Genomic DNA, 19957 nt, shown 5'->3' on the forward strand with positions numbered 1-19957 from the left:
CTGGGCAGCCATTCCACCGGGCAGCCGACCCCACCGACGGGACGTCCGGGCGCATACCGGACGTCACGGCAGTTGTGGGCTGCACATCTTCCAGTCGCCGCCCTGCTGTTCGACGGGCAGGTGCACCTCACGGGACGGCCGCCCCGGGTAGCTGACCTCCGCGATCACGGTACGCAGGGTCGGTGTGTGCATGGGGCGTTCGAAGGTCACGTCGGTGATGCGGAACCCCGACGGGGCGGGGTCCAGCGGGCCCCGCGCCACCCAGGCCGCCCGCGACTCCCGGCTACGGTCCGCCTTGCACAGCAGGTCGTACGCGGCGTCGAAGTCGCCCCGGACGACGGCGGTGAGGTACGCGTCGCCCGCAGCGCGGATGCCCACCTCGTCCCGGTTGTCCTTGCGGACGAGGTAGATGGCGCCACCGGGGACGCCGCAGCACAGCAGCACCCCGACACCGAGCATCGCGATCACGAAGCCACGGGCGGATAGCTCGGACTCGTCAGCCACGGCGCCGACAGTACGGACCACCGGCAACCCGGCTGATCCCCCGATCGGGGCTGCCCTGGTTATCACCCCACCGGGACTGCCCCGGTTGCTGACAGCTCAGCTACACGACACGCCGCGCCGATTACACCTCAGCTGCCAGCACCCGAACTCACGACTTCTGCTCGGTGACGTACGTCCCGCGCCCAGTGAAGGTCGCCACCATCCCCCGATCCCGAAGCAGCCGGATCGCCGCCCGGACCGTCCCGCGCGAGACGTTGTACTCCTGCTGGAGGTAGGACTCGCTCGGAATGGGGTGACGTGGCTTGAGCTTCCCCTCTTCGATCTGCTTGGCGAGGAGGTCCGCAAGCTGCACGTAGAACGGCGTCGGGGACATCTCATCAATCATGGCCGGACCTTATGGCTGTGGAACCCGGGCTGAACGCGCGATGCGGGCTGTACAGGTTGCATAGGCTATGCAGGCAGGGCGGGCTAGTCAGGAAGCCTAGGTTGGACTACCTTCTGTAGGCGTAGGTAAACCTGCCGTCAGGAGGAGTCATGAGGTTCTGGCCGTTCACCCGGTTCTGGCCGTTCACCCGGTTCTGGCCGGTCAAGCGCCGCCGTCACCGTCGCGGGCACCTGCTCGACCAGCTCGGCCCCGCGACGATCTATCCCGGGCAGCGGGGCGCGTACCACCTGGCGATCGGGGTCGCCCAGGTGACGTACCTGCCGCACCGGCCGCTGTTGACCCTCGCGGGTGAGTTCCGGGCCGGGCTGTGGTCATGCGGGTGAGGCGGACGCCGTACCTGATCCAGCTCGCCTGGTACACGCTGGAGTTCCACCGGCATCACACGTGTACGCACTGCACCCGCAGCGGTTGGTGTTCGGCCGTGCAGGTCGCCCGGACCCGGCTCACCGCCTGGTACCGGTACCGGCCATGACCGACCGACGCCTGCGGGCCGGTGACCTGATCCACGTCACCACCGCCGCCAGCGTCCAGTTCCGAACCCCGATCATGTTCCGCCTGATCCGGGTCCTCGACCGACCCACCTTCGACGGCTGGCTCTGGCTCGACGGCTACCAGACCAACGACGCAGGCGACGCCACCGCCCGCCGACAGATCTTCGTCCAACCCACCGGCCTACGGAAACTGGCCGCCCCTGCACCCGCTCCCCGGCGGCCCCGGGCTACGGCCTCTCCGCTCTGGCCCGTGAACCGCCAGAAACGGCCTTGAAGGCGGACGCGATGTGCGGCATCTTGGCGTCTCCGGCCGAAAGGATCACCCAAGATGCCGCATCTCAAGTTGCTCGGGCCGCCCGGACGGGTGGCGGCCGGTGGATCTGCAACGGGTCACCGGGCACAGCCGGGAGACGATCCGCCAGGCACTACGTCCGGAGCTCAGTCGGGCCACCAACATCAGCCGGCGTAAGACAGCAGCCCAGCCACCCCCGGATTACGTTCCCTACGGTGACCGCAGGCCATACGTAGTCGTGGCCGAGACCCTCGCCGCACTGAACGGCCCGACCGCAGGCACCGTCGTCCTTCCGCATCGACTCGACTGGTCCGGTCGACCGCCCCCAGCGCCAAGCCGGCGGCCAGCGCGACCAGCACGCTCACCAAGTTGACCATGAAGTTGTTGCGCGCGACACGCGGTGTCCGGGACAACAACTTCATGATCAACTCCTAGAACCGGGGGCGGGGCGGGTCAGAGGGAGGCGTACACGTCGATGAGGCGTTTGGTGACCACGTCGGGGTGGAAGGTGCGTTCGTAGCGGAGCCGGGCGGGGGCGGACAGGGCGGCTGCACCGGCGGCTGCCGTCGGGAGGGCGGCGGCCATGGCCGCCGGGTCGGCGGGCACCACCCAGCCGACCGGGCCGGCCGGGTCGTCCATGCCGACCAGGTACGGGATGCCGCCCAGGTCGGTGCCGAGCACCGGCCGTCCGCTCGCCATCGCCTCGATCACCACGGTCGGCAGGACGTCGTGCCAGAGGGAGGCGGCGATCACCACCGCGCTGGCCGCCATGGTCTGCCGCACCCCGTCGCGGTCCAGGGAGCCGAGGTACGTCACGTCGGCGCGTTCGGCGGCAGCGGCCTCGGCGAGGTGGCGCAGTTCGCCGTCCCCGGCGATGCGCAGCGGGCCGAGGGAGCCGTCCGGGTGCCGCCGCCAGGCGTCCAGCAGCAGGCCGAGGCCCTTCTCCGGGGAGAGCCGGCCCAGGTAGAAGAAGCCCTCGCCGAGCGGGGCCGGCCGGCCGGGGTCGGGGATGCCATTGGGCTTGACGACGATCCGGTCGGCGGGGATGCCGTACTCGCGCAGGTGGGTGGCGATCTGCGAGGTGAGCGCGATGAACCGGTCCACCGAGCGCCAGGTGGGGCGGTGCACGGCCAGGGTGGTCGCCATCAGGGCGCTCTGCACCGTGGAGCCCCGGTAGCAGCGGTTCCTGATCGCCGGTACGCCGAGTGCCCTGCCCTTGCAGTCCTGGCAGATCGCGCCGTCGCGGAAGTAGACCCCGGAGGAGCAGACCTGCCGGTAGTTGTGCACCGTCTGCACCACCGGCACGCCGTGCCGGTGCGCGGTCCGCACCACCCAGGGCGAGAGCAACGGGTACGGGTTGTGCAGGTGCAGGGCGTCCGGTTTGTGCTCGGTGAGCAGCCGGCTGAGGTCCTGCTGGGCGCGGGGTGCGTAGATCGGGGAGATCGGCAGCAGCGCCTTGGCCGTCTTCGGCATCGTGGGGATCTCGTCGGAGCTGCGGATGAACGGCAGCACCTCCACCCCGGCCGCGCTGAGCTGGGCGATCTCCGCGTCGACGATGGTGTTCTCGCCGGACGGCTGGGCCTGGCGGTACCGGTTGTGCGCCACCACGATTCTCACTGAGCTTGCCTTTCGTTCGCGATTGCGGGACTCGCAAGCTCATTCCTCACACTCACGGGTATGAAGGCTACCGTTGAGTCGTGCCCGAGCTACCCGAGGTGGAAGCGCTCGCCGATCACCTGCGTCGGCGGGCGGCCGGCCGGCGGGTGGAGCGGCTGGAGATCGCCGCGATCAGTGCCCTGAAGACGTACGATCCGCCGGCCAGCGCGGTGGCCGGGCGGGCGGTGACCGGCGCCGGCCGGTACGGCAAGTTCCTGGACCTGGTGTTCGACGGTGACCTGCACCTGGTGGTGCACCTGGCCCGCGCCGGCTGGCTGCACTACCGGGAGTCGTTCCCGTCGGCCGCGCCGCTGCGCCCCGGCAAGGGGCCGATCGCGGTGCGGGTCCGGCTGGACGACGGGTCCGGCTTCGACCTGACCGAGGCGGGCACCCAGAAGAGCCTGGCCGCGTACCTGGTGACCGATCCGCAGCAGGTGCCCGGGGTGGCCCGGCTCGGCCCGGACGTGCTCGCCGTCGACCTGGCGGCCTTCACCGAGCGGCTGCGTAGTCGCCGGGGCCAGGTCAAGGGGGTGCTGACCGACCAGCAGATCCTGGCCGGGGTCGGCAACGCGTACTCGGACGAGATCCTGCACGCGGCGAAGCTGTCGCCGTTCGCGCTGACCGACAAGCTGACCGACGCGCAGCTCGCCACCCTGTACGAGGCGACCCGACGGGTGCTCGGTGACGCGGTGACCCGGTCGGTGGGGCAGCGGGCGGCGGAACTGAAGGCGGAGAAGCGGTCCGGTCTGGCGGTGCACGCCCGGACCGGGTTGCCCTGCCCGGTCTGTGGCGACACGATCCGGCAGGTCTCGTTCGCCGATTCGAGCCTCCAGTACTGCCCGCGCTGCCAGACGGGCGGCAAGCCGCTGGCCGACCGACGGCTGTCCCGACTTGTACGCTGAGTAACCGGATCATGACTACTCAGCGGAATCGCCCAGCCGGGTCAGAACCACCGGCTGCGCGGCTCTACCCCTGGCCCGTTCCATCGGTATAGTGGCTCGGTCCCCGGCTTCCGCTGATCGGAGCCGGCCGGATCCCAGCCGCAACACCGGTGTCATCCTCGCAGGGGTGGACGTCGGTGTCGGGGCTCGCGTGGGAGACTGGTAACGGTGGGCGACATACGCTTCTCACAACGTGAGCGGCGCGTGTCATGCGGGAGGACATAGGTTGAGGTGACGACAAGCCTCCAGCGCCCGGTGACCAACGAAGGCCGGAGCAAACTCGTGCGGCACGTCGACAGCTTCGAGATCCAGCCGCCGACACCGCCGTCGCACAACGGCGTACCCCGGTCGGCATGGGCGAGAGCCAGCCGCCGGGTCTCCCGGTGGCACCGTCCCTACACCCTGGTCCTGCTGCTGCTGGACTTCGGCGCGGCGGCCCTGGCGAGCTGGATCGCCATCCAGCTCTTCGACCAGGCCGCCTCCGGCTTCACCGAGGCCGAGAACGACGCGACCTGGTTCCACACCGTGTCGTTCGTGCTGCTCCCGCTCGGCTGGGTGGTCACCCTGTGGAGCAACCGGGCGTACGACCGGCGCTACCTGGGGCTCGGGCCGGAGGAGTTCAAACGGGTCATCCGGGCGGCGGTCACCGTGGCGGCCAGCGTGTCGTTCCTGGCCTTCGCCACCAAGACGGACCTGTCCCGGTACACGGTGGGCACCGCGCTGCTCGGCGCGGCCGTGCTGATCCTGTTCGTCCGGATGGTGGGCCGGTCGTTCCTGCACGGGGTACGGCGGCGGTCCGGGCACGCCGGGCACCGGATGGTGCTGGTGGGCACGCTGCCGGAGTGCCTGGAGGTGTACTCGGCGGTCACCCGTAACCCGGCGGCCGGGCTGGTGCCGGTGGCGATCCACATCACCGACGGGTACGCCGCCGCGCGGGGCATCGAGACCCCGGTGCCGGTGTACGCCGGCCGGGACGTGCTCGCCCTGGTCCGGGAGGTCGGCGGGGACACCATCGCGGTCTGCGGTTCGGCCAGCGCCGAGCCGGGCGAGCTGCGCCGGCTGGCCTGGCAGTTGGAGGGTTCCGGGGTGGACCTGGTGGTCGCGCCGCAGCTCACCGACATCGCCGGCCCCCGGGTGCACATCCGCCCGATCGAGGGTCTGCCGCTGCTGCACGTCGAGGAGCCGACCCTGTCCGGGCCGGCGCTGCTGATGAAGAACCTGATGGACCGGGTGGCGGCCGGGCTGGGCCTGTTGGTGCTGGTGCCGGCGTTCCTGGCCATCGCGGTGGCGATCCGGATCTCCGACCCGGGTCCGGTGTTCTTCCGGCAGCCCCGGGTGGGGCACGAGGGGCGGACCTTCCGGGTCTGGAAGTTCCGCACCATGTACGTGGACGCGGAGGAGCGGCTCGCCAGTCTCACCGACCAGAACGAGACCGACGGCATGCTGTTCAAGATGAAGGAGGACCCGCGGGTCTTCCCGGTCGGCCGGTTCCTGCGGGCCTCGTCGATGGACGAGCTGCCCCAGTTGATCAACGTGCTCTGGGGGGAGATGTCGCTGGTCGGGCCGCGTCCGCTGCCCGCCGACGACGGTGACTTCCTGGGCGACGTACGTCGTCGGCTGCTGGTCCGGCCGGGGATGACCGGGTTGTGGCAGGTCTCCGGGCGGTCCGACCTGTCCTGGGACGAGGCGGTCCGGCTGGACCTCTACTACGTCGACAACTGGTCGCTGGCGTACGACCTGAGCATCCTGTGGCGCACCGTCGGGGTGGTGCTGGCCCGCAAGGGCGCGTACTGACCGTCCGGCGCGATGCGGTGCGTACCGACCGTTCAGCGCACCGCAGCCGCCCGGCGGCGCTGCCCGACGGTGCCACCTTGGCGCACCGCCCGGAACGGGTCATGATCTGAGCGTGAGCGGCAACCTCTCCGCGGCGCTCGCCGTCGTCGCCCTGGTCTCCGCGCTGGTGGTGGCGGTGCTCGGGGTGGGCCGGCTGCGCGCCCGTCGCGGCATCGCCACCGCCGGGCAGCGGGCCACCTACGAGGTGCTGCACACCGCCGGGCTGGCCGCCGAGCCGCTCCGCGCCGGACTGACCGCGGTCAGCGCCGGCAAGGCGGTACGTCACCTGCGGGCCCTGGTGGGCGCGGCCGGGCTGGCCCTGGCGGACCGGGACGACCTGCTCGCCCTGGACGGTCGGGGCGGCCACCACGCGGCGCAGTTGCGGGCAGCGGCGCAGCGGGCGGTGGCCGCCGGCCGGTCCACCGTGCTCGGCGAGTCGGAGCTGCGCTGCGACCGGGTCGACTGCCCGGTACGCGGTGCGGTCGTCGCCCCGCTGAGCGGCCCGGACGGCCGGGTGGTCGGCGCGCTGCTCGCGGTCGCCGACGCCGCCCCCGCCCCGGGGCTGGTGCAGGCCACCCTGGTGACCGCCGACTGGGCCGGTGACCAGCTCGCGCTGGCCGAGCTGGACTCCTCCCGGGAGCGGCTGGCCCGTGCCGAGGTGCGCGCGTTGCGCGCCCAGATCAGCCCGCACTTCATCTACAACGCGCTGACCGCGATCGCCTCGTTCGTCCGGACCGACCCGGAACGGGCCCGGGAGCTGATCCTGGAGTTCGCCGAGTTCACCCGGTACTCGTTCCGGGCGCACGGCGAGTTCACCACCCTCGCGGAGGAACTGCGCTCGATCGACCGGTACCTGACCATCGAGCGGGCCCGGTTCGGGGAACGGCTCCAGGTGCGGCTCCAGATCGCCCCGGAGGTGCTGCCGGTGACGTTGCCGTTCCTGTGCCTGCAACCGCTGGTGGAGAACGCCGTCCGGCACGGGTTGTCCCGCAAGCCGGGGACCGGCATGGTGAGCATCGAGGCCCGGGACGCGGGTGCCGAGTGCCACATCACGGTGGAGGACGACGGGGTGGGAATGGATCCGGCGACACTGACCGCCGGCATCGCCGAGCTGGCCGAATCGGGCAGCATGGGGTTCTCCGGCGGTCCGGGGGACGATCCGGGCCAGCACGTCGGGCTCTCCAACGTCGACGAGCGGCTCCGGTCGGCGTTCGGGGACCGGTTCGGCCTGGTCGTGGAGACCGGGCCCGGAACGGGTACGAAGGTCAGCATGCGGATCCCGAAGTTCCATCCCGGCGTACGGGCCGGCTCGTGACAAGCGCCTTTCTGCGGGTGCTGGCGGTCGACGACGAGCCGCCCGCGCTGGACGAGCTGGCGTACCACCTGCGGGCCGATCCCCGGGTGGCCCGGCTGCACACGGCCGGGGACGCCACCGAGGCGCTGCGGGTGCTCCGCGACGACGACGTGGACGTGGTCTTCCTGGACATCCGGATGCCGGGGTTGGACGGGATGGAGCTGGCCCGGGTACTGCGCCGGTTCGCCCGCCCTCCGGCGATCGTCTTCGTCACCGCCTACGACGACGGGGCGGTGGACGCGTTCGACCTGGGGGCCACCGACTACGTACGCAAGCCGGTGCGGGCCGAGCGGCTGGCCGAGTCGTTGCGGCGGGTGATCGGGTCCCGGGTGGTGCCGAACCATCCGGCCGCCGCGGCCCGGACGGAGGAGGACCCGACGATTCCGGTCGAGCTGGCCGGCACGACCCGGATGCTGCCCCGTTCGGCGGTGCGGTGGGTGGAGGCGCAGGGCGACTACGCCCGGCTGCACACCGCCGACGGGTCGCACCTGGTCCGGGTGCCGTTGGCGACGCTGGCCGAACGCTGGGCCGACGCCGGTTTCGTCCGGATCCACCGGTCGTACCTGGTGCAGTTGCGGCTGATCGCCGAGCTGCGCCTGGTCAACTCCGGGTACGTGGTGGTGGTCGACTCAGCTGAGTTGCCGGTCAGCCGCCGGCACACCCGGGAGCTGAAGGACAAGCTGGTCCGGGCGGCCAAACAGGACTGGAACCGCTGACAACCCGCTGTCCTGCCTGGTGAAGCGGCCGAAAAGGGGAGTCGGCACAGATCGTCGAACACCTATGCTTCCGGTGCCGATCCGGTACGGGGCGCGGGGTCGGTGCGGCGTCGTGCTGCCTTGACGCCCCACCACCCTCACGTCAGGACACACATGCGACTGTCCCTACCGCGTCGCGTCGCCCTGGTGGGCGTCGTCGTCGCGTCGCTCCTCGCGCCCGGGGCGATCCCCGCGCAGGCGGCCGAGACCGGAACGGTCAGCGGCCGGCTGACCACCAGCACCGGTGCCGGGGCCGCCGACGTGGCGGTCATCGTCTACGAGACGGAAAGCTACTTCGGCGTCGGGCAGACCAGCACCGACAGCAACGGTGACTGGAGCGTGCCCGATCTCGCCGCCGGCACGTACGCCGTCGGTTTCCACCCGCTGGACGCCCCGGAGCAGTACTACCGGCAGAAGTCGAAGCCCTGGGAAGCCGACCCGGTGACCGTCACCGCCGGTGGCACCGTCACCGCCGACGACCAGCTCTTCGCCACCGGCACCATCACCGGCCAGATCCGGGACGCGGCCGGCCAGCCGGTGTACGACCTGCTGGTCGAGGCGGTCGACGTGGACACGTACGACCGGACGGCGACCCGGACCGATCCCAACGGCGTCTACCGGATGGCCGCGCGGGCCGGTACCTACCACCTCAGCTTCCAGCCCATCGAGGGGCTCTGGCAGACCCAGTACGTTCCCGGCAAGCTCGACCCCGTCGACGCGGGCCGGTACCGGGTCACCGCCGGGGCGCAGCTCGTCGTGGACGAGACCGTGCTCCCCACCGGGACCATGACCGGGACGCTGACCAGCGCCGACGGGTCCCCGGTCGCCGACGCGCACGTGGCGGTCAACACCGCCAACATGTACGGCGGGGTGGACGCCAGCACCGACGCGAACGGTGTGTTCTCCGTGCCGGCACTGCTCGCCGGCTCGTACAAGATCGCCTTCTACGTGGGTGAGCGGCAGCAGTTCCACTGGGGCAAGCTCACCCACGAGGAAGCCGACGTGGTGACCGTGTCGGGCGGGCAGACGACCACGGTCGTCGAGCGCATGCTGGGTACCGGGTCGGTGCGGATCTCCGCGGTCGACTCGGTCACCGGCGCTCCGGTCGCCGACTTCTGTGCCCACGGCGAGTGCAGCAACGGCACCGGCACCGTCCTGGTGACCGGGCTGCCCGAGGGTCGGCACGACATCGTGCTCTACACCACGAACGGCCGGTACTTCCAGCGGGAGCTGACCGACGTGCGGGTGGTGGCGGACCGGACCACCCAGCTCACGCCGAAGATGCGTCCCGGCGCGGTGATCACCACCACCGTGGTGGACGCGCAGACCGGTGCCCCGGTGTCGAGGGTCTGTGTCGCGGCGATGCTGCCCAAGCAGGCCCGGCTTCCCGAGGGGTTCGGGGAGTGCACCGACAGCGCCGGCCGGATGACCATCGGTCCGCTGGCCACCGGCACCTACAAGCTGTTCGCGTTCCCCCGGAGCACCACCTACGGGCGGCAGTGGGTCGGGGCGGACGGCGGCACCGGTGACGAGCGGCAGGCCGTACCGGTCACCGCCACCGCCGGCACCGTGGTCGCCGGACCGCAGGTGCGGCTGGACCGGGCCGGGAAGATCAGCGGCGTGGTCACCGACGCGGTGACCGGCGCGCCGGCCGCGTACGTGGACGTCTCGGTGCTCACCGGACACCCGTGGCTCGGCACGGACGACGCGACCACCGACGCGCAGGGCCGCTACACCCTGGAGCGGCTCGGGCCGTACGCCTGGCCGGTGGTGTTCAGCGGGCACCCGTACCCGCACCAGTGGTCGGGGAACACGGTCAGCCGGTACACCGCCACGCCGGTGCCGGTGACCGTCGGCAACACCACCCCGTACGACCTGGCGATCCGGACCGGAAGCACGGTCGGCGGTGCCGTCACCGATCCGACCGGAACGCCGTTCACGGAAGGCTACGTCGCCGCGCACAACGCCGAGACCGGCGACATCGTGGGGCGGAGCGCGATCGAGAACGGCCGGCACACCATGACCGTGCTGGGCCGGCAGCGGATCTACTTCACCTACAGCGCCTTCCTGGGCGGCCGGCAGTACTCCGGCACGTACAAGCTGCCGGACGCGGACGGGGTGCCGCGGGTGGCCCGGTTCACCGTACCGGCCAGCGGAACGCTCACCGTCGACCTGACGATTTCCACAAGCTGACCGAGTTATCCACAGCCTCCGGACCCGTTGTCCACAAGTTGTGCACAACGGGTCCGGAGGCTTCCCGCACTTGACATTCCGTGACGGGCGGTGAGACTGCGTCAGTGGCCGCGCCCACCGACCCCGTACCCCTACCCCGGCAGCCGACCCCGCCCCAGCGGACCCGGATCGTGCTGGCCGAGGTGGCCCGGCGGGGTGCCGAACGGACCCGCAGCGAACTGACCGAACAGACCCGGGTCGGCGAGGCGCTGGTCCGGGGGCTGGTCCGGGCACAGCTCGCGCTCGCGTTACGGCTCACCGCCGTGGTGCTGATCGGGCTCGGCGGGTTGCCCTGGCTGTTCGCGATCGCCCCGGCGGTCGGCCGGGTCACCGTGGTCGGGGTGAACCTGCCCTGGCTGCTGCTCGGGGTGGCCGCCTTCCCGTTCCTGGTCGCGGTGGGCTGGACGTACGTGCGGCTGGCCGAACGCAACGAGCAGGACTTCACCGACCTGGTCCAACGGCCGGAGCGCTGAGCGGTGGGCAACGGGTACGTGGTGCCGGCGATCGTGGTGATCACCCTGGCCACCCTGGCGATCGGCTTCTACGGGCTGCGGGTGGCCCGGACCACCTCCGACTTCCTGGTCGCCTCCCGGACGGTCAGCCCGACCTGGAACGCCGCCGCGATCGGCGGGGAGTACCTGTCGGCGGCGTCCTTCCTCGGCATCGCCGGCCTGATCCTCAAGTACGGCGTGGACGTGCTCTGGTACCCGGTCGGCTTCGCCGCCGGCTACCTGGCGCTGCTGTTGTTCGTGGCCGCCCCGCTGCGCCGGTCCGGGGCGTTCACCCTGCCGGACTTCTGCGAGCTGCGGCTGCACTCGCGCCGGCTGCGGGCGCTCGCCACCGTCTTCGTGATCTTCATCGGCTGGCTGTACCTGGTGCCGCAGTTGCAGGGCGCCGGGCTGACCCTGACCACGCTGACCGGCTCGCCGTACCCGGTCGGGGCGCTGGTGGTGGCGGTGGTGGTCACCGCGAACGTGGCGTTCGGCGGGATGCGGGCGATCACCTTCGTGCAGGCGTTCCAGTACTGGCTGAAGCTGACCGCGCTGGCCGTACCGGTGATCTTCCTGGTGTTGCAGTGGCAGGCCGACGACCGGCCGGCGGTGACCCCGCCCGACGGGCCCGCGTTCCGGACCGCGACCACCGTCGTGGTCGAGCATCCGGCGACCCTCACCCTCGCCGACGGGACCATCCGGGAGGTACGCCCCGGCGAGGAACTGACCTTCGCCGCCGGTGACCCGGTGCCGGCGGTGTCCGGGGTCGCCACCGACGCCGCCGACTGGCTGCTGCCCAGCACCGCCGGGGACGACGACCGAGGGCTGTTCGGCACGTACTCGCTGATCCTGGCGACGTTCCTCGGCACCATGGGGCTGCCGCACGTGCTGGTGCGCTTCTACACCAACCCGGACGGCGCGGCGGCCCGCCGGACCACGCTGGTGGTGCTGGCCCTGGTCGGCGCGTTCTACCTGCTGCCCACCCTGTACGGCGTGCTCGGCCGGATCTACACCCCGCAACTGCTGGTCAGCGGGGAGACCGACGCGGTGGTGGTGCTGCTGCCGGAGGCCGCGCTCGGGGCCGGGACGACCGGCCGGCTGCTCGCCGCGCTGGTCGCCGCCGGGGCGTTCGCCGCGTTCCTGTCCACCTCGTCCGGGCTGCTCACCAGCGTGGCCGGGGTGATCTCCACCGACGTGCTCGGGCAGGGCTCGGTACGCGGCTTCCGGCTGGCGACGCTGATCGCCGGGGCGGTGCCGGCGGTGCTCGCGCTCAACGTCTCCGGCCTGGACGTGTCGCAGGTGGTCGGGCTGGCGTTCGCGGTGGCCGCGTCCAGTTTCTGCCCGCTGCTGGTGCTCGGCATCTGGTGGCGCGGCCTGACCGACGTGGGCGCGGCGGCCGGCATCCTCACCGGCGGCGGCGCGGCCGTCGCCGCCGTGCTGGTCACCGTGCTCGGGCCGCCGCTGACCGGCTGGCCGGCCACGCTGATCGCCCAGCCGGCCGCCTGGACGGTGCCGCTGGCCTTCACGGTGATGGTGGCCGTGTCGATGGCCTCCCGCCGCCGGGCCCCGTCCGACGTCGCCACCACCATGCTCCGCCTGCACACCCCCGAGTCGCTGCGCCTGTAGCGGCAGCTACAGAGTTGCCGGTAGTGATAGCAACAGAGTCGCCGGTAGTGGCAGCTACAGCGTTTCGAAGCTCTGCATACCGGCCAGGTCGAGCACCTCGGTCCGGGTCGCCGGGCATTCCTGCCGGGTCTGGTCGTCGATCTGGCGGCCGGTCGGCACGGCGCCCTGCTTCTCGTACCAGGAATAGAGGTTCACGGTGAGGTTGGCCATCGTGCCCACCTCGGAACCGATCCCCCGCAGCGTCGGCAACTGGCCGTCCAGGTAGGCACAGACCTCCTTCGCCGACACGGGTGTCGAGCCGCCGGTCGGAGCGGGTCCGGCCGCGCTGGACGCGGCGTCGGGGCTACCCGGGCCTGCCACTCGGGAGGACTCGGGTGTGTCGGCGTCGGTGCACGCCGCCAGGGCGAACACCAGACTCAGGGGCAACGCGAGCGAACGGATTCTCATCGCTTCTCGTCCTGACGTGGTTGTCGGTGGTGGGTGGCCGGCGGACCGGCCGCAGCGGATGGCCGGTCCGCCCCGGCGGCGACCGCGGTGACGAGCCAGAGGCCGGCGGGCAGTCGGTAACCGACGCCGGGTTCCCGGAACCGGTCGAGCAGCCGGACCGCCCCCGACCGGGCCGCAGCCTGCCCGGCCGGCGGAGCCGCCCGGTACGCGGCGCCGGCGGGGCCGACCTCGATGAGCCATTCGGCGACCGCGTCGGCGTCGTCCGGAGCGTCCATGGTGACGTCACACGGCGTGATCGTGACGGCGGACAGGCCGGCGGCGGTGAGGACCCGGGCGAGCCGCGCCGGGTCGGCGAAGGAGAACGGACCGGGCTCGTCACCCACCGGAAGGGGTGGCAACGGCCCGAGGTGCGGTGCCGCGCCGAGCATCGCCGCGAACAGCCACGGGTTGACGCTGCCGTCACGGAAGACCGTCGCGGCCAGGCGCCCTCCCGGGCGCAGGGACCGCTGGACCGTGGTGCAGCCGGCTACCGGATCCGCCAACAGCATCAGGGTCATCCGCGAGTACGCCGCGTCGAACGGCGCCCCCGGCACGACCCCGAGGGTCTCGATGTCGCCCGCGTGGAACCCGATACCCGGGTACCGGTCGGTGGGGAACCGTTGCCGGGCGGCGGTCACCATCGCCTCGGCGAGGTCGATGCCGACCACCGCGCCGGTCCCGCCGACCGCGACCGCGAGTTCGGCGGTGGTGCCGCCGCAGCCGCAGCCCACGTCGAGGATCCGTTCGCCGGGCCGGGCGGCGATCTGATCGATGGCCGGCACACCCAGCGGTCGACCGATCTCGTCCTGCCGGTCGGCGTGGCGGATCCAGCCGGCTGCCGCCTGTGCCCAGAAGGTGGCGGTGCGGGACCGCAGGGTGGCGGCGTCGGCCATCAGAACGGCATCTCGGTGCCGTCGACGCTCATCGATCGGAAGCGGGCCGCCTTCGTCGGGTCGAAGCCGTCCTCCTGGGCCGCCAGGCCGGCAGCCCGGACCAGCCGTTCGGACTGGAACCGACGGAACGCGGCCTCGTCCTGCCAGATGTTGACGATCCGCCAGCCGCCCTCCGTCGGGCCGGCGACATGGGCGACGAGCCCCGGGGGCCGGTCCGGTCCGAGGTGCCGCTCCACCAGCCGGTACTCCGCCTCGCTGACGCCGGGCATCTCCTGCAGCACACCGAACGGCATGACCGCCCCTTTCGATAGAGACAACATCTATCCAATAGAGCACTACACTGCGGCAGTGGTTGTCAAGCGACGCTATGACTCGTCCCGGCGGCAGGAGCAGTCCCGACAGACCCGGCGGGCGATCCTCGATGCGGCGGCCCGGCTGTTCGTCGACCCCGGCTACGCGGCGACGCCACTGACCGCCGTCGCGGCAGAAGCCGGCGTCGCGGTCCAGACGCTGTACGCGATCTTCGGCAGCAAGCGGCAGCTGCTCTCCCGACTGGTCGACGTCACGCTGGCCGGCGACGACGAACCGGTGGCCCTGCCGGACCGGCCCTTCGTCTCCGAGATCCGCGCCCTCGCCGACCCCCGCGCCAAGCTCACCCGCTACGCCCGCCACCTGGTCGAGGTGAACACCCGGCAGGCCCAGGTGATGCTCGCGTTGGCCGCGGCGGCCACCGCCGATCCGGACGCCGCCGAGATCTGGCGGAAGAACGTCGACGAGCGCCGCCGGGGAATGGCCATGTTCGCCGCGGAACTCGTCGGCACCGGAGCCCTCCGCCCCGACCTGGACGTCGAACAGGTGGCGGACATCCTCTGGTTGGCCCAGGACGTCCGCAACTTCGACTGGCTCGTCCGGCAACGCCGATGGTCCCCGGAGCAGTACCAGCGGTGGTACGTGGACACCGTCAGCGGCGCCACCCTCGCCGGGCCGACCAGCGGGCCGGCCCGGCCCCTCGCCACACCCGACCCCTGGGAGGACGGCCAACCTCGTCCCTGAGCAGGAGAGACGGATGGCGGTCGCGGGATAGGTTTCGGGTCATGACTGGTGAACACCCGGCCCTCGTCCTGCGTGGGTTGGCCAAACGCTTCGACAGCAAGGTGGCGGTGGCCGGCGTCGACCTCGACGTGCCGGCCGGCTCGTTCTACGGGCTGCTCGGCCCGAACGGCGCCGGCAAGACCACCACCCTGTCGATGGCCGTCGGCCTGCTCCGACCCGACGCCGGCCGGGCCTGGGTGCTCGGGTACGACGTCTGGGGCGACCCGGTGCAGGCCAAGCGACTGCTCGGCGTGATGCCGGACGGCGTACGCCTCTTCGACCGGCTCACCGGGGCGGAGCTGCTCGCGTACCACGGTCTGCTGCGCGGCATGGACCCGACGGTGGTCGACCGGCGGGCGGCGGAGCTGCTGGACGTGCTCGCCCTCGGCGACGCCGGCCGGACCCTGGTGGTCGACTACTCGGCCGGGATGAAGAAGAAGATCGGCCTGGCCTGCGCCCTGCTGCACGGCCCCCGGCTGCTGGTGCTGGACGAACCGTTCGAGGCGGTCGACCCGGTGTCGGCGGCGCTGATCCGCGACATCCTGCACCGGTACGTGACCGGGGGCGGCACGGTGGTCTTCTCCAGTCACGTGATGGAGGTCGTCGAGCGGCTCTGCACCCACGTGGCGATCCTGGCCGACGGCACCATCAAGCGGGTCGGCACGCTGGCCGAGGTACGCGGGGACCGCTCGCTGGAGCAGGTCTTCGTCGAGGTGGTCGGCGGCCGGACGGCGACCGGCGAGGAGCTGTCGTGGCTGTCGACGTGACCGGGGCCCCGGCCCCGGCCGAGCGGCTCCGCCCGGTGTCCGCCCGGCACTTCGTCCGGCTGAAGCTGCGGGTGATGGGCAACAACCTCCGGGGCAAGGGCTGGCGGGTGGGCCTCTTCGTCACCGGCCTGGTCGTCGCGCTCTGGTTCGCCGCGACCGGCTTCTTCCTGTTCGCGCTCCCCGGGCTGGCCGACGAGCCGGACTTCGCGGTGCTGGCCGCCGGGTTCGGTGGCGGGCTGCTGGTGCTCGGCTGGCTGCTGCTGCCGCTGGTCTTCTTCGGGGTGGACGAGACCCTCGACCCGGCCCGGTTCGCCCTGCTGCCGCTGTCCCGGCGCACCCTGGTGGTCGGGCTGTTCGCCGCCGCCACGGTGAGCGTGCCGGTCCTGGCCGCGCTGCTCGCCACCACCGGCCTGGTGGTCACCGCCTGGCGGCTCGGCGGCTGGGCCGCCGGGCTGGTCGAGGTGGTCGGGGTGGTCGGCGGCCTGCTGCTCTGCATCGCCGCGAGTCGCGCCATCACCAGCGCGTTCGCCACCATGCTCCGGTCCCGTCGGGTCCGCGACCTGGCCGCCGTGCTGCTGGCCGTGCTCGCCGCGCTGCTCGGGCCGGTGCAGATCGCGGTGGTCGCGGCGGCCGAGCGGGCCGACTGGGACCGGCTGGCCGACGCGGCGCGGGTGGTCGGCTGGACCCCGTTCGGCGCGCCCTGGACGGTGGGCCTGGACGTGGCCGAGGGCCGGGCCTGGGCGGTCCCGGTGAAGTTGGCGATCACCGCGTTGACGGTGCTGGCGCTGCTGGTCTGGTGGTCCCGGTCGCTGGAGTCGGCGATGGTCGGCGCGGCCAGCTCGGGTCCGGCGAAGGAGCGGTCCGGCCCGTCCGGCACGCCGGTTGCCCAACTCTTCCCACGGGCGGTGGGCTGGCTGCGGCGGGACCGGTTCGGCGCGCTGGTGGCCCGGGAGTGCCGCTACTGGTGGCGGGACGCGCGGCGACGGGCCAACCTGATCACCATCGGGGTGGTCGGGATGTTCCTGCCGGTCATGGTGAACCTGGGCGGCTTCAACCCCACCGAGGGGTCGGGCTTCCAGACCTCACCGCTGGTGATCAGCCTCTCGCTGCTGTTCGTCGGATCGCTCGCCTCGCTGACCCTGGCGAACCAGTTCGGCTTCGACGGCAGCGCGTACGCGGCGAACGTGGTGGCCGGGGTGCCCGGCCGGCTGGAGCTGCAGGCCCGGATGGCCGCGTTCTCGGTGTACGTGGTGCCGATCCTGCTGGGCATCAGCGTGGTGGTGGTACTGGTGGTCGGTGAGCCGGGCTGGCTCGGGCTGGCCGCCGGCACCCTGATCGGCACCTACGGGGTGGGGCTGGCGGTGAACTCGTTCGTGTCGGTGCTGGGCGCGTACGCGCTGCCGGAGACGAGCAACCCGTTCGCCATCAACACCGGCGCCGGGGTGGCGAAGAGCTTCCTGACCCTGCTGTCCCTGATCGCCGCGGCAGCCGCCTCGGTGCCGTTGATCGCGGCAGCGGCGCTGCTCGGCACGGTGTGGCTCTGGCTGGCCCTGCCGGTCGGCCTGGCGTACGGGGTGGGCGCGGCGCTGCTCGGCGCGTACCTGGCCGGTGACGTGCTGGACCGCCGGCTGCCGGAACTGCTCACCGCCGTCACCCCGCGCCGCTGACCGGCGTCGTCCGGGCCGGGCGGGTTGCCGGCGTCGTCCGACCCGGCCGGGCGGGGTTGCCGGCGTCGTCCGGGCAGGGCGGGTCATCGCCGTCAGGTACGGCGCAGGAAGGCGTAGAAGAGGCTGTTGCCGCTGGAGACGTTGACCAGTTCCCAGCCGTACGGGCAGAGGTACTCGACCGCCGCCATGAGCTGGGTCAGGCCGCTGTGCGTCAGCCCCGGGCGGGCGGCGACCGCGAGGTGCCGGTGCGGGTAGCCCCGGTAGTCGACCTCGTTACGGAGCACGGCGTCAGCGGGCACGATGTGGGTCTGGGCGAGTTGCTGCGGCGTGACGGGGGCCATGTCGGCACCATAGGGGCCGGTCGCCAGCACCACCGGTCCCACCGGTTCGGGGGTGACCGGCGGGGGCACAATGGGCCGGTGCCCGTCGTCGAATCGGTGACCGTGGTTCCGGTGCCGCCGGAGCTGGCCTTCGCCGTGTCGCAGACCGTCGCGCCGGTGCGGTACCGGTGGGACCCGTTCGTCCGCGAGCAGCATTTCGCCGACGGGGCCACCCGGCCCGGCAAGGGGGTACGCACCGTCACCCGGTCCCGGCACGGGCTGCTCATGGTCAGCGAGTACGTCTCGTACGCGCCACCGAGCCACGTGGGCATGAAGATGGTCCGGGGACCGTGGTTCTTCGAGATGTTCGCGGGTGGTTGGCGGTTCGCGCCCGGCCCCGAGCCGGATACCACGGTCGCCACCTGGCGGTACAGCTTCCGGTGCCGGCCGGCGCTGCTGCGGCCGGTGGCCGAGCGGATCGGGGTGTGGCTGCTGGGCCGGGACATCCGCCGCCGGATCGCCGGGTACGCCGCCGGCTGTGTCGACCCGGAGGTACTGGCCGCCGCGCGGGCCGCCGTCCAGCACTGAACCCGGGTCGGCCCGGGTGACAATGTTTCCCGTGAAACATCAGCCCGGCGCCGAGATCCACCATGTCGACCCGTTCGCCACGCCGGCCGGCCAGCGTTCGCCGGCCCGCCGGTTGCGCGGACGGCTGGCGTCACCGGTGACCCTCTGGACGGCTCCCGGCCCGGCCGGGTTGACCGTCTCCTCGACCCTGGTCGCCGAGGGTGAGCCGGACCGGCTGCTCGGCCTGGTGGACCCGGAGGCGGACCTGTGGGCGGCGGTCGAGGAGTCCGGCCGGTTCGCGGTCGCGGTGCTCGGCCCGGCGCACCGGCAGCTCGCCGACCGGTTCGCCGGTCTCTTCCCGTCCCCCGGCGGCCTGTTCGCCCTGGACGAGTGGGTCGAGACCCCGTACGGTCCGGTGCCGGCCGACGCCGAGGGCTGGGCCGGTTGCCGGCTCGACGACAGCCGCGAGTGCGGCTGGGGGCTGCTGGTCGAGGGGGTCGTCGAGACGGTGACGCTGACCGACGACGGCGACCCGCTGCTGCACCACCGGGGCCGGTACCGGGAACTGGCGACCTGACCACCCGGAACCGCCGTCCGGCTCCCGGATCGGACCCGGCCCGGCCTTCACGGGTGGGCCCGGCCACGGGCAGCCCAGCCTGCGCGGGGTCGGGTCCAGGCTTCGCGGGTGGGTCTCAGGCTTGCGGGTCGCGTAGGCCGACGCAGTCGTGCTCCCAGAAGGTCGCCGAGTAGACCAGGGTGCCGGTCATCCACGGTTGGTACGCGGAGAGCCGGATGACCTGGAAGGCGGCCTCGGGGATCCGCAGCGACGGCCGGCGGAAGCCGTGCTCCCGGCCGGCCGAGAAGCCGAGTCGGGAGTAGTACCGGGGGTCGCCCTCCAGGAACACCAGCGGCACCCCGGCCCGGTCGAGCCGGGCCAGGCCGTGCCGGACCAGGTCCGCGCCGATGCCGCGTCGGTGCAGCTCAGGGGTGACCGCGAGCGGACTGAGCACCTGGACGGGGACCAGTCGGCGGGGCGCGTCGAGCAGCGAGCGGCTGAACAGGACGTGCCCGACGACCGCACCGTCGGCCACCGCGACCAGCGAGAGCGCGTCCGGATCGTCCCGGCGCAGGCCGCGTACCAGGTCCGCCACCACCCGGCCGTGGTCGCCGAAAGCGCGCCGGTGCAGGTCGAGGACCGCCTCGTGGTCGCGGGCCTCCTCGGTACGCGGTTCCAGCGCCGGTGCGGCCCTCGGCCCGGCGGCCGGCGCGGTACCGGGCAGCGGGACCCGTTCGAGGGCTGGCGCGGGACCCGACTGCGGGACCGGTCCGGTGGCCGGCTGCGAGGCCGGTCCGGGAGCCGGTGCGGGACCCGGCTGCGGGACGGGTGTGCTGGCCGGCCCGACGGCCGGTGCGGGACGAGGGTCCATGGCCGGTGAAGGTAGTGCCGGGTCTGGCCGCCGGCCAGTGAGTTACCGTCCGCCGACCGTTGGGCGGAGTGACCCAGGTCACTCGGCGCAGCGAACCTGCCGTTCGGCGCACTGAACG

22 protein-coding genes and 1 pseudogene are annotated in these 19957 nt (G+C 72.5%); 15 read left to right on the plus strand and 8 right to left on the minus strand.

What is annotated here, in order from left to right; genetic code table 11:
- Positions 1-63: 63 nt before the first annotated feature.
- On the minus strand, positions 64-504 hold the full coding sequence (locus PVK37_RS05615) for an Rv0361 family membrane protein (protein ID WP_275032669.1): 441 nt from the start codon (positions 502-504) through the stop codon (positions 64-66).
- Positions 505-652: 148 nt separating this feature from the next.
- Positions 653-889 carry a GntR family transcriptional regulator gene (locus tag PVK37_RS05620; protein ID WP_275032670.1) on the minus strand — a complete coding sequence of 79 codons (237 nt, stop codon included), beginning with the start codon at positions 887-889 and terminating at the stop codon, positions 653-655.
- Between the two features lie 149 nt (positions 890-1038).
- Here PVK37_RS05620 and PVK37_RS05625 point away from each other — a divergent pair, with 149 nt between their 5' ends.
- Genes PVK37_RS05625 through PVK37_RS05635 form a run of 3 tightly spaced genes read left to right on the plus strand, consistent with a single transcriptional unit; the run spans position 1039 to position 1714 of the window.
- On the plus strand, positions 1039-1272 hold the full coding sequence (locus tag PVK37_RS05625; protein WP_275032671.1) for a hypothetical protein: 234 nt from the start codon (positions 1039-1041) through the stop codon (positions 1270-1272).
- Positions 1269-1421: a hypothetical protein gene (locus PVK37_RS05630; protein WP_275032672.1), complete on the plus strand. Its 153-nt coding sequence runs from the start codon at positions 1269-1271 to the stop codon at positions 1419-1421. The genes PVK37_RS05625 and PVK37_RS05630 overlap by 4 nt, the downstream gene beginning before the upstream one ends.
- Positions 1418-1714, plus strand: coding sequence for a hypothetical protein (locus PVK37_RS05635; RefSeq protein WP_275032673.1), 297 nt, complete (start codon positions 1418-1420; stop codon positions 1712-1714). Before PVK37_RS05630 ends, PVK37_RS05635 begins: the two co-directional genes overlap by 4 nt.
- Before the next feature lie 471 nt (positions 1715-2185).
- On the opposite strand, the gene PVK37_RS05640 is transcribed toward PVK37_RS05635, so the two are convergent.
- Complete coding sequence (locus PVK37_RS05640) at positions 2186-3349, minus strand: glycosyltransferase family 4 protein (protein ID WP_275032674.1); 1164 nt, start codon at positions 3347-3349, stop codon at positions 2186-2188.
- Between the two features lie 80 nt (positions 3350-3429).
- Between PVK37_RS05640 and PVK37_RS05645 the strand changes: the two genes are divergently transcribed.
- The 7 genes from PVK37_RS05645 (at position 3430) to PVK37_RS05675 (ending at position 12620) form a co-directional block, all read left to right on the plus strand.
- Entirely contained in the window at positions 3430-4290 is an 861-nt protein-coding gene (locus PVK37_RS05645) for an Fpg/Nei family DNA glycosylase (RefSeq protein ID WP_275032675.1), read from the plus strand.
- Between the two features lie 321 nt (positions 4291-4611).
- Positions 4612-6123: a sugar transferase gene (locus PVK37_RS05650; RefSeq protein WP_275034974.1), complete on the plus strand. Its 1512-nt coding sequence runs from the start codon at positions 4612-4614 to the stop codon at positions 6121-6123.
- Positions 6124-6235: 112 nt separating this feature from the next.
- Positions 6236-7477, plus strand: a complete 1242-nt coding sequence (locus PVK37_RS05655; protein WP_275032676.1) for a sensor histidine kinase — start codon at positions 6236-6238, stop codon at positions 7475-7477.
- Entirely contained in the window at positions 7474-8232 is a 759-nt protein-coding gene (locus PVK37_RS05660; RefSeq protein WP_275032677.1) for a LytR/AlgR family response regulator transcription factor, read from the plus strand. The genes PVK37_RS05655 and PVK37_RS05660 overlap by 4 nt, the downstream gene beginning before the upstream one ends.
- A gap of 153 nt (positions 8233-8385) precedes the next feature.
- Positions 8386-10464: a carboxypeptidase regulatory-like domain-containing protein gene (locus PVK37_RS05665; protein WP_275032678.1), complete on the plus strand. Its 2079-nt coding sequence runs from the start codon at positions 8386-8388 to the stop codon at positions 10462-10464.
- A 104-nt stretch (positions 10465-10568) separates the two neighbouring features.
- Complete coding sequence (locus tag PVK37_RS05670) at positions 10569-10976, plus strand: DUF485 domain-containing protein (protein ID WP_275032679.1); 408 nt, start codon at positions 10569-10571, stop codon at positions 10974-10976.
- A gap of 3 nt (positions 10977-10979) precedes the next feature.
- Positions 10980-12620, plus strand: a complete 1641-nt coding sequence (locus PVK37_RS05675) for a sodium/solute symporter (RefSeq protein ID WP_275032680.1) — start codon at positions 10980-10982, stop codon at positions 12618-12620.
- Positions 12621-12674: 54 nt separating this feature from the next.
- On the opposite strand, the gene PVK37_RS05680 is transcribed toward PVK37_RS05675, so the two are convergent.
- The 3 genes from PVK37_RS05680 to PVK37_RS05690 are packed head-to-tail and all read right to left on the minus strand — an operon-like array spanning position 12675 to position 14292.
- Positions 12675-13067 (minus strand): hypothetical protein, encoded by a 393-nt coding sequence (locus PVK37_RS05680; protein ID WP_275032681.1) that lies wholly within the window; start codon positions 13065-13067, stop codon positions 12675-12677.
- Positions 13064-13999, minus strand: coding sequence for a class I SAM-dependent methyltransferase (locus PVK37_RS05685; RefSeq protein WP_275032682.1), 936 nt, complete (start codon positions 13997-13999; stop codon positions 13064-13066). Before PVK37_RS05685 ends, PVK37_RS05680 begins: the two co-directional genes overlap by 4 nt.
- Positions 13999-14292, minus strand: a complete 294-nt coding sequence (locus tag PVK37_RS05690; protein ID WP_275032683.1) for a hypothetical protein — start codon at positions 14290-14292, stop codon at positions 13999-14001. The genes PVK37_RS05685 and PVK37_RS05690 overlap by 1 nt, the downstream gene beginning before the upstream one ends.
- Positions 14293-14347: 55 nt before the next feature.
- On the opposite strand from PVK37_RS05690, the gene PVK37_RS05695 reads away from it, so the two are divergent.
- From PVK37_RS05695 to PVK37_RS05705, 3 genes are read left to right on the plus strand one after another with little or no spacing between them, the layout of a single operon-like run.
- Positions 14348-15052: a TetR/AcrR family transcriptional regulator gene (locus tag PVK37_RS05695; RefSeq protein ID WP_275032684.1), complete on the plus strand. Its 705-nt coding sequence runs from the start codon at positions 14348-14350 to the stop codon at positions 15050-15052.
- A gap of 41 nt (positions 15053-15093) precedes the next feature.
- Positions 15094-15858 carry an ABC transporter ATP-binding protein gene (locus PVK37_RS05700; RefSeq protein WP_275032686.1) on the plus strand — a complete coding sequence of 255 codons (765 nt, stop codon included), beginning with the start codon at positions 15094-15096 and terminating at the stop codon, positions 15856-15858.
- A complete protein-coding gene (locus PVK37_RS05705) occupies positions 15843-17525 on the plus strand; it encodes an ABC transporter permease (protein WP_275032688.1) in 1683 nt (560 codons plus the stop codon). Before PVK37_RS05700 ends, PVK37_RS05705 begins: the two co-directional genes overlap by 16 nt.
- Before the next feature lie 92 nt (positions 17526-17617).
- Here the strand turns inward: PVK37_RS05705 and PVK37_RS05710 are convergent, their stop codons facing one another.
- Positions 17618-17866: a hypothetical protein gene (locus PVK37_RS05710; protein WP_275032689.1), complete on the minus strand. Its 249-nt coding sequence runs from the start codon at positions 17864-17866 to the stop codon at positions 17618-17620.
- A gap of 78 nt (positions 17867-17944) precedes the next feature.
- On the opposite strand from PVK37_RS05710, the gene PVK37_RS05715 reads away from it, so the two are divergent.
- Complete coding sequence (locus PVK37_RS05715; RefSeq protein WP_275032690.1) at positions 17945-18433, plus strand: SRPBCC family protein; 489 nt, start codon at positions 17945-17947, stop codon at positions 18431-18433.
- 22 nt (positions 18434-18455) lie between these two features.
- A pseudogene (locus PVK37_RS05720) lies at positions 18456-18989 on the plus strand (flavin reductase family protein); the annotation flags it as partial.
- Between the two features lie 115 nt (positions 18990-19104).
- Here the strand turns inward: PVK37_RS05720 and PVK37_RS05725 are convergent.
- Positions 19105-19839, minus strand: a complete 735-nt coding sequence (locus PVK37_RS05725; protein WP_275032691.1) for a GNAT family N-acetyltransferase — start codon at positions 19837-19839, stop codon at positions 19105-19107.
- Between the last annotated feature and the right edge of the window lie 118 nt (positions 19840-19957).

It is taken from the genome of Micromonospora cathayae (genome assembly GCF_028993575.1).
GTDB classification, from domain to species: Bacteria; Actinomycetota; Actinomycetes; order Mycobacteriales; family Micromonosporaceae; genus Micromonospora; species Micromonospora cathayae.

Bases quoted from the DNA above. Each gene is read 5' to 3' on its own strand.
- PVK37_RS05680 (WP_275032681.1), bottom strand. From the start codon at position 13,067: ATGAGAATCCGTTCGCTCGCGTTGCCCCTGAGTCTGGTGTTCGCCCTG.
- PVK37_RS05690 (WP_275032683.1), bottom strand. From the start codon at position 14,292: ATGCCGTTCGGTGTGCTGCAGGAGATGCCCGGCGTCAGCGAGGCGGAG.
- PVK37_RS05665 (WP_275032678.1), top strand. From the start codon at position 8,386: ATGCGACTGTCCCTACCGCGTCGCGTCGCCCTGGTGGGCGTCGTCGTC.
- PVK37_RS05620 (WP_275032670.1), bottom strand. From the start codon at position 889: ATGATTGATGAGATGTCCCCGACGCCGTTCTACGTGCAGCTTGCGGAC.
- PVK37_RS05710 (WP_275032689.1), bottom strand. From the start codon at position 17,866: ATGGCCCCCGTCACGCCGCAGCAACTCGCCCAGACCCACATCGTGCCC.
- PVK37_RS05700 (WP_275032686.1), top strand. From the start codon at position 15,094: ATGACTGGTGAACACCCGGCCCTCGTCCTGCGTGGGTTGGCCAAACGC.
- PVK37_RS05725 (WP_275032691.1), bottom strand. From the start codon at position 19,839: ATGGACCCTCGTCCCGCACCGGCCGTCGGGCCGGCCAGCACACCCGTC.
- PVK37_RS05635 (WP_275032673.1), top strand. From the start codon at position 1,418: ATGACCGACCGACGCCTGCGGGCCGGTGACCTGATCCACGTCACCACC.
- PVK37_RS05625 (WP_275032671.1), top strand. From the start codon at position 1,039: ATGAGGTTCTGGCCGTTCACCCGGTTCTGGCCGTTCACCCGGTTCTGG.
- PVK37_RS05685 (WP_275032682.1), bottom strand. From the start codon at position 13,999: ATGGCCGACGCCGCCACCCTGCGGTCCCGCACCGCCACCTTCTGGGCA.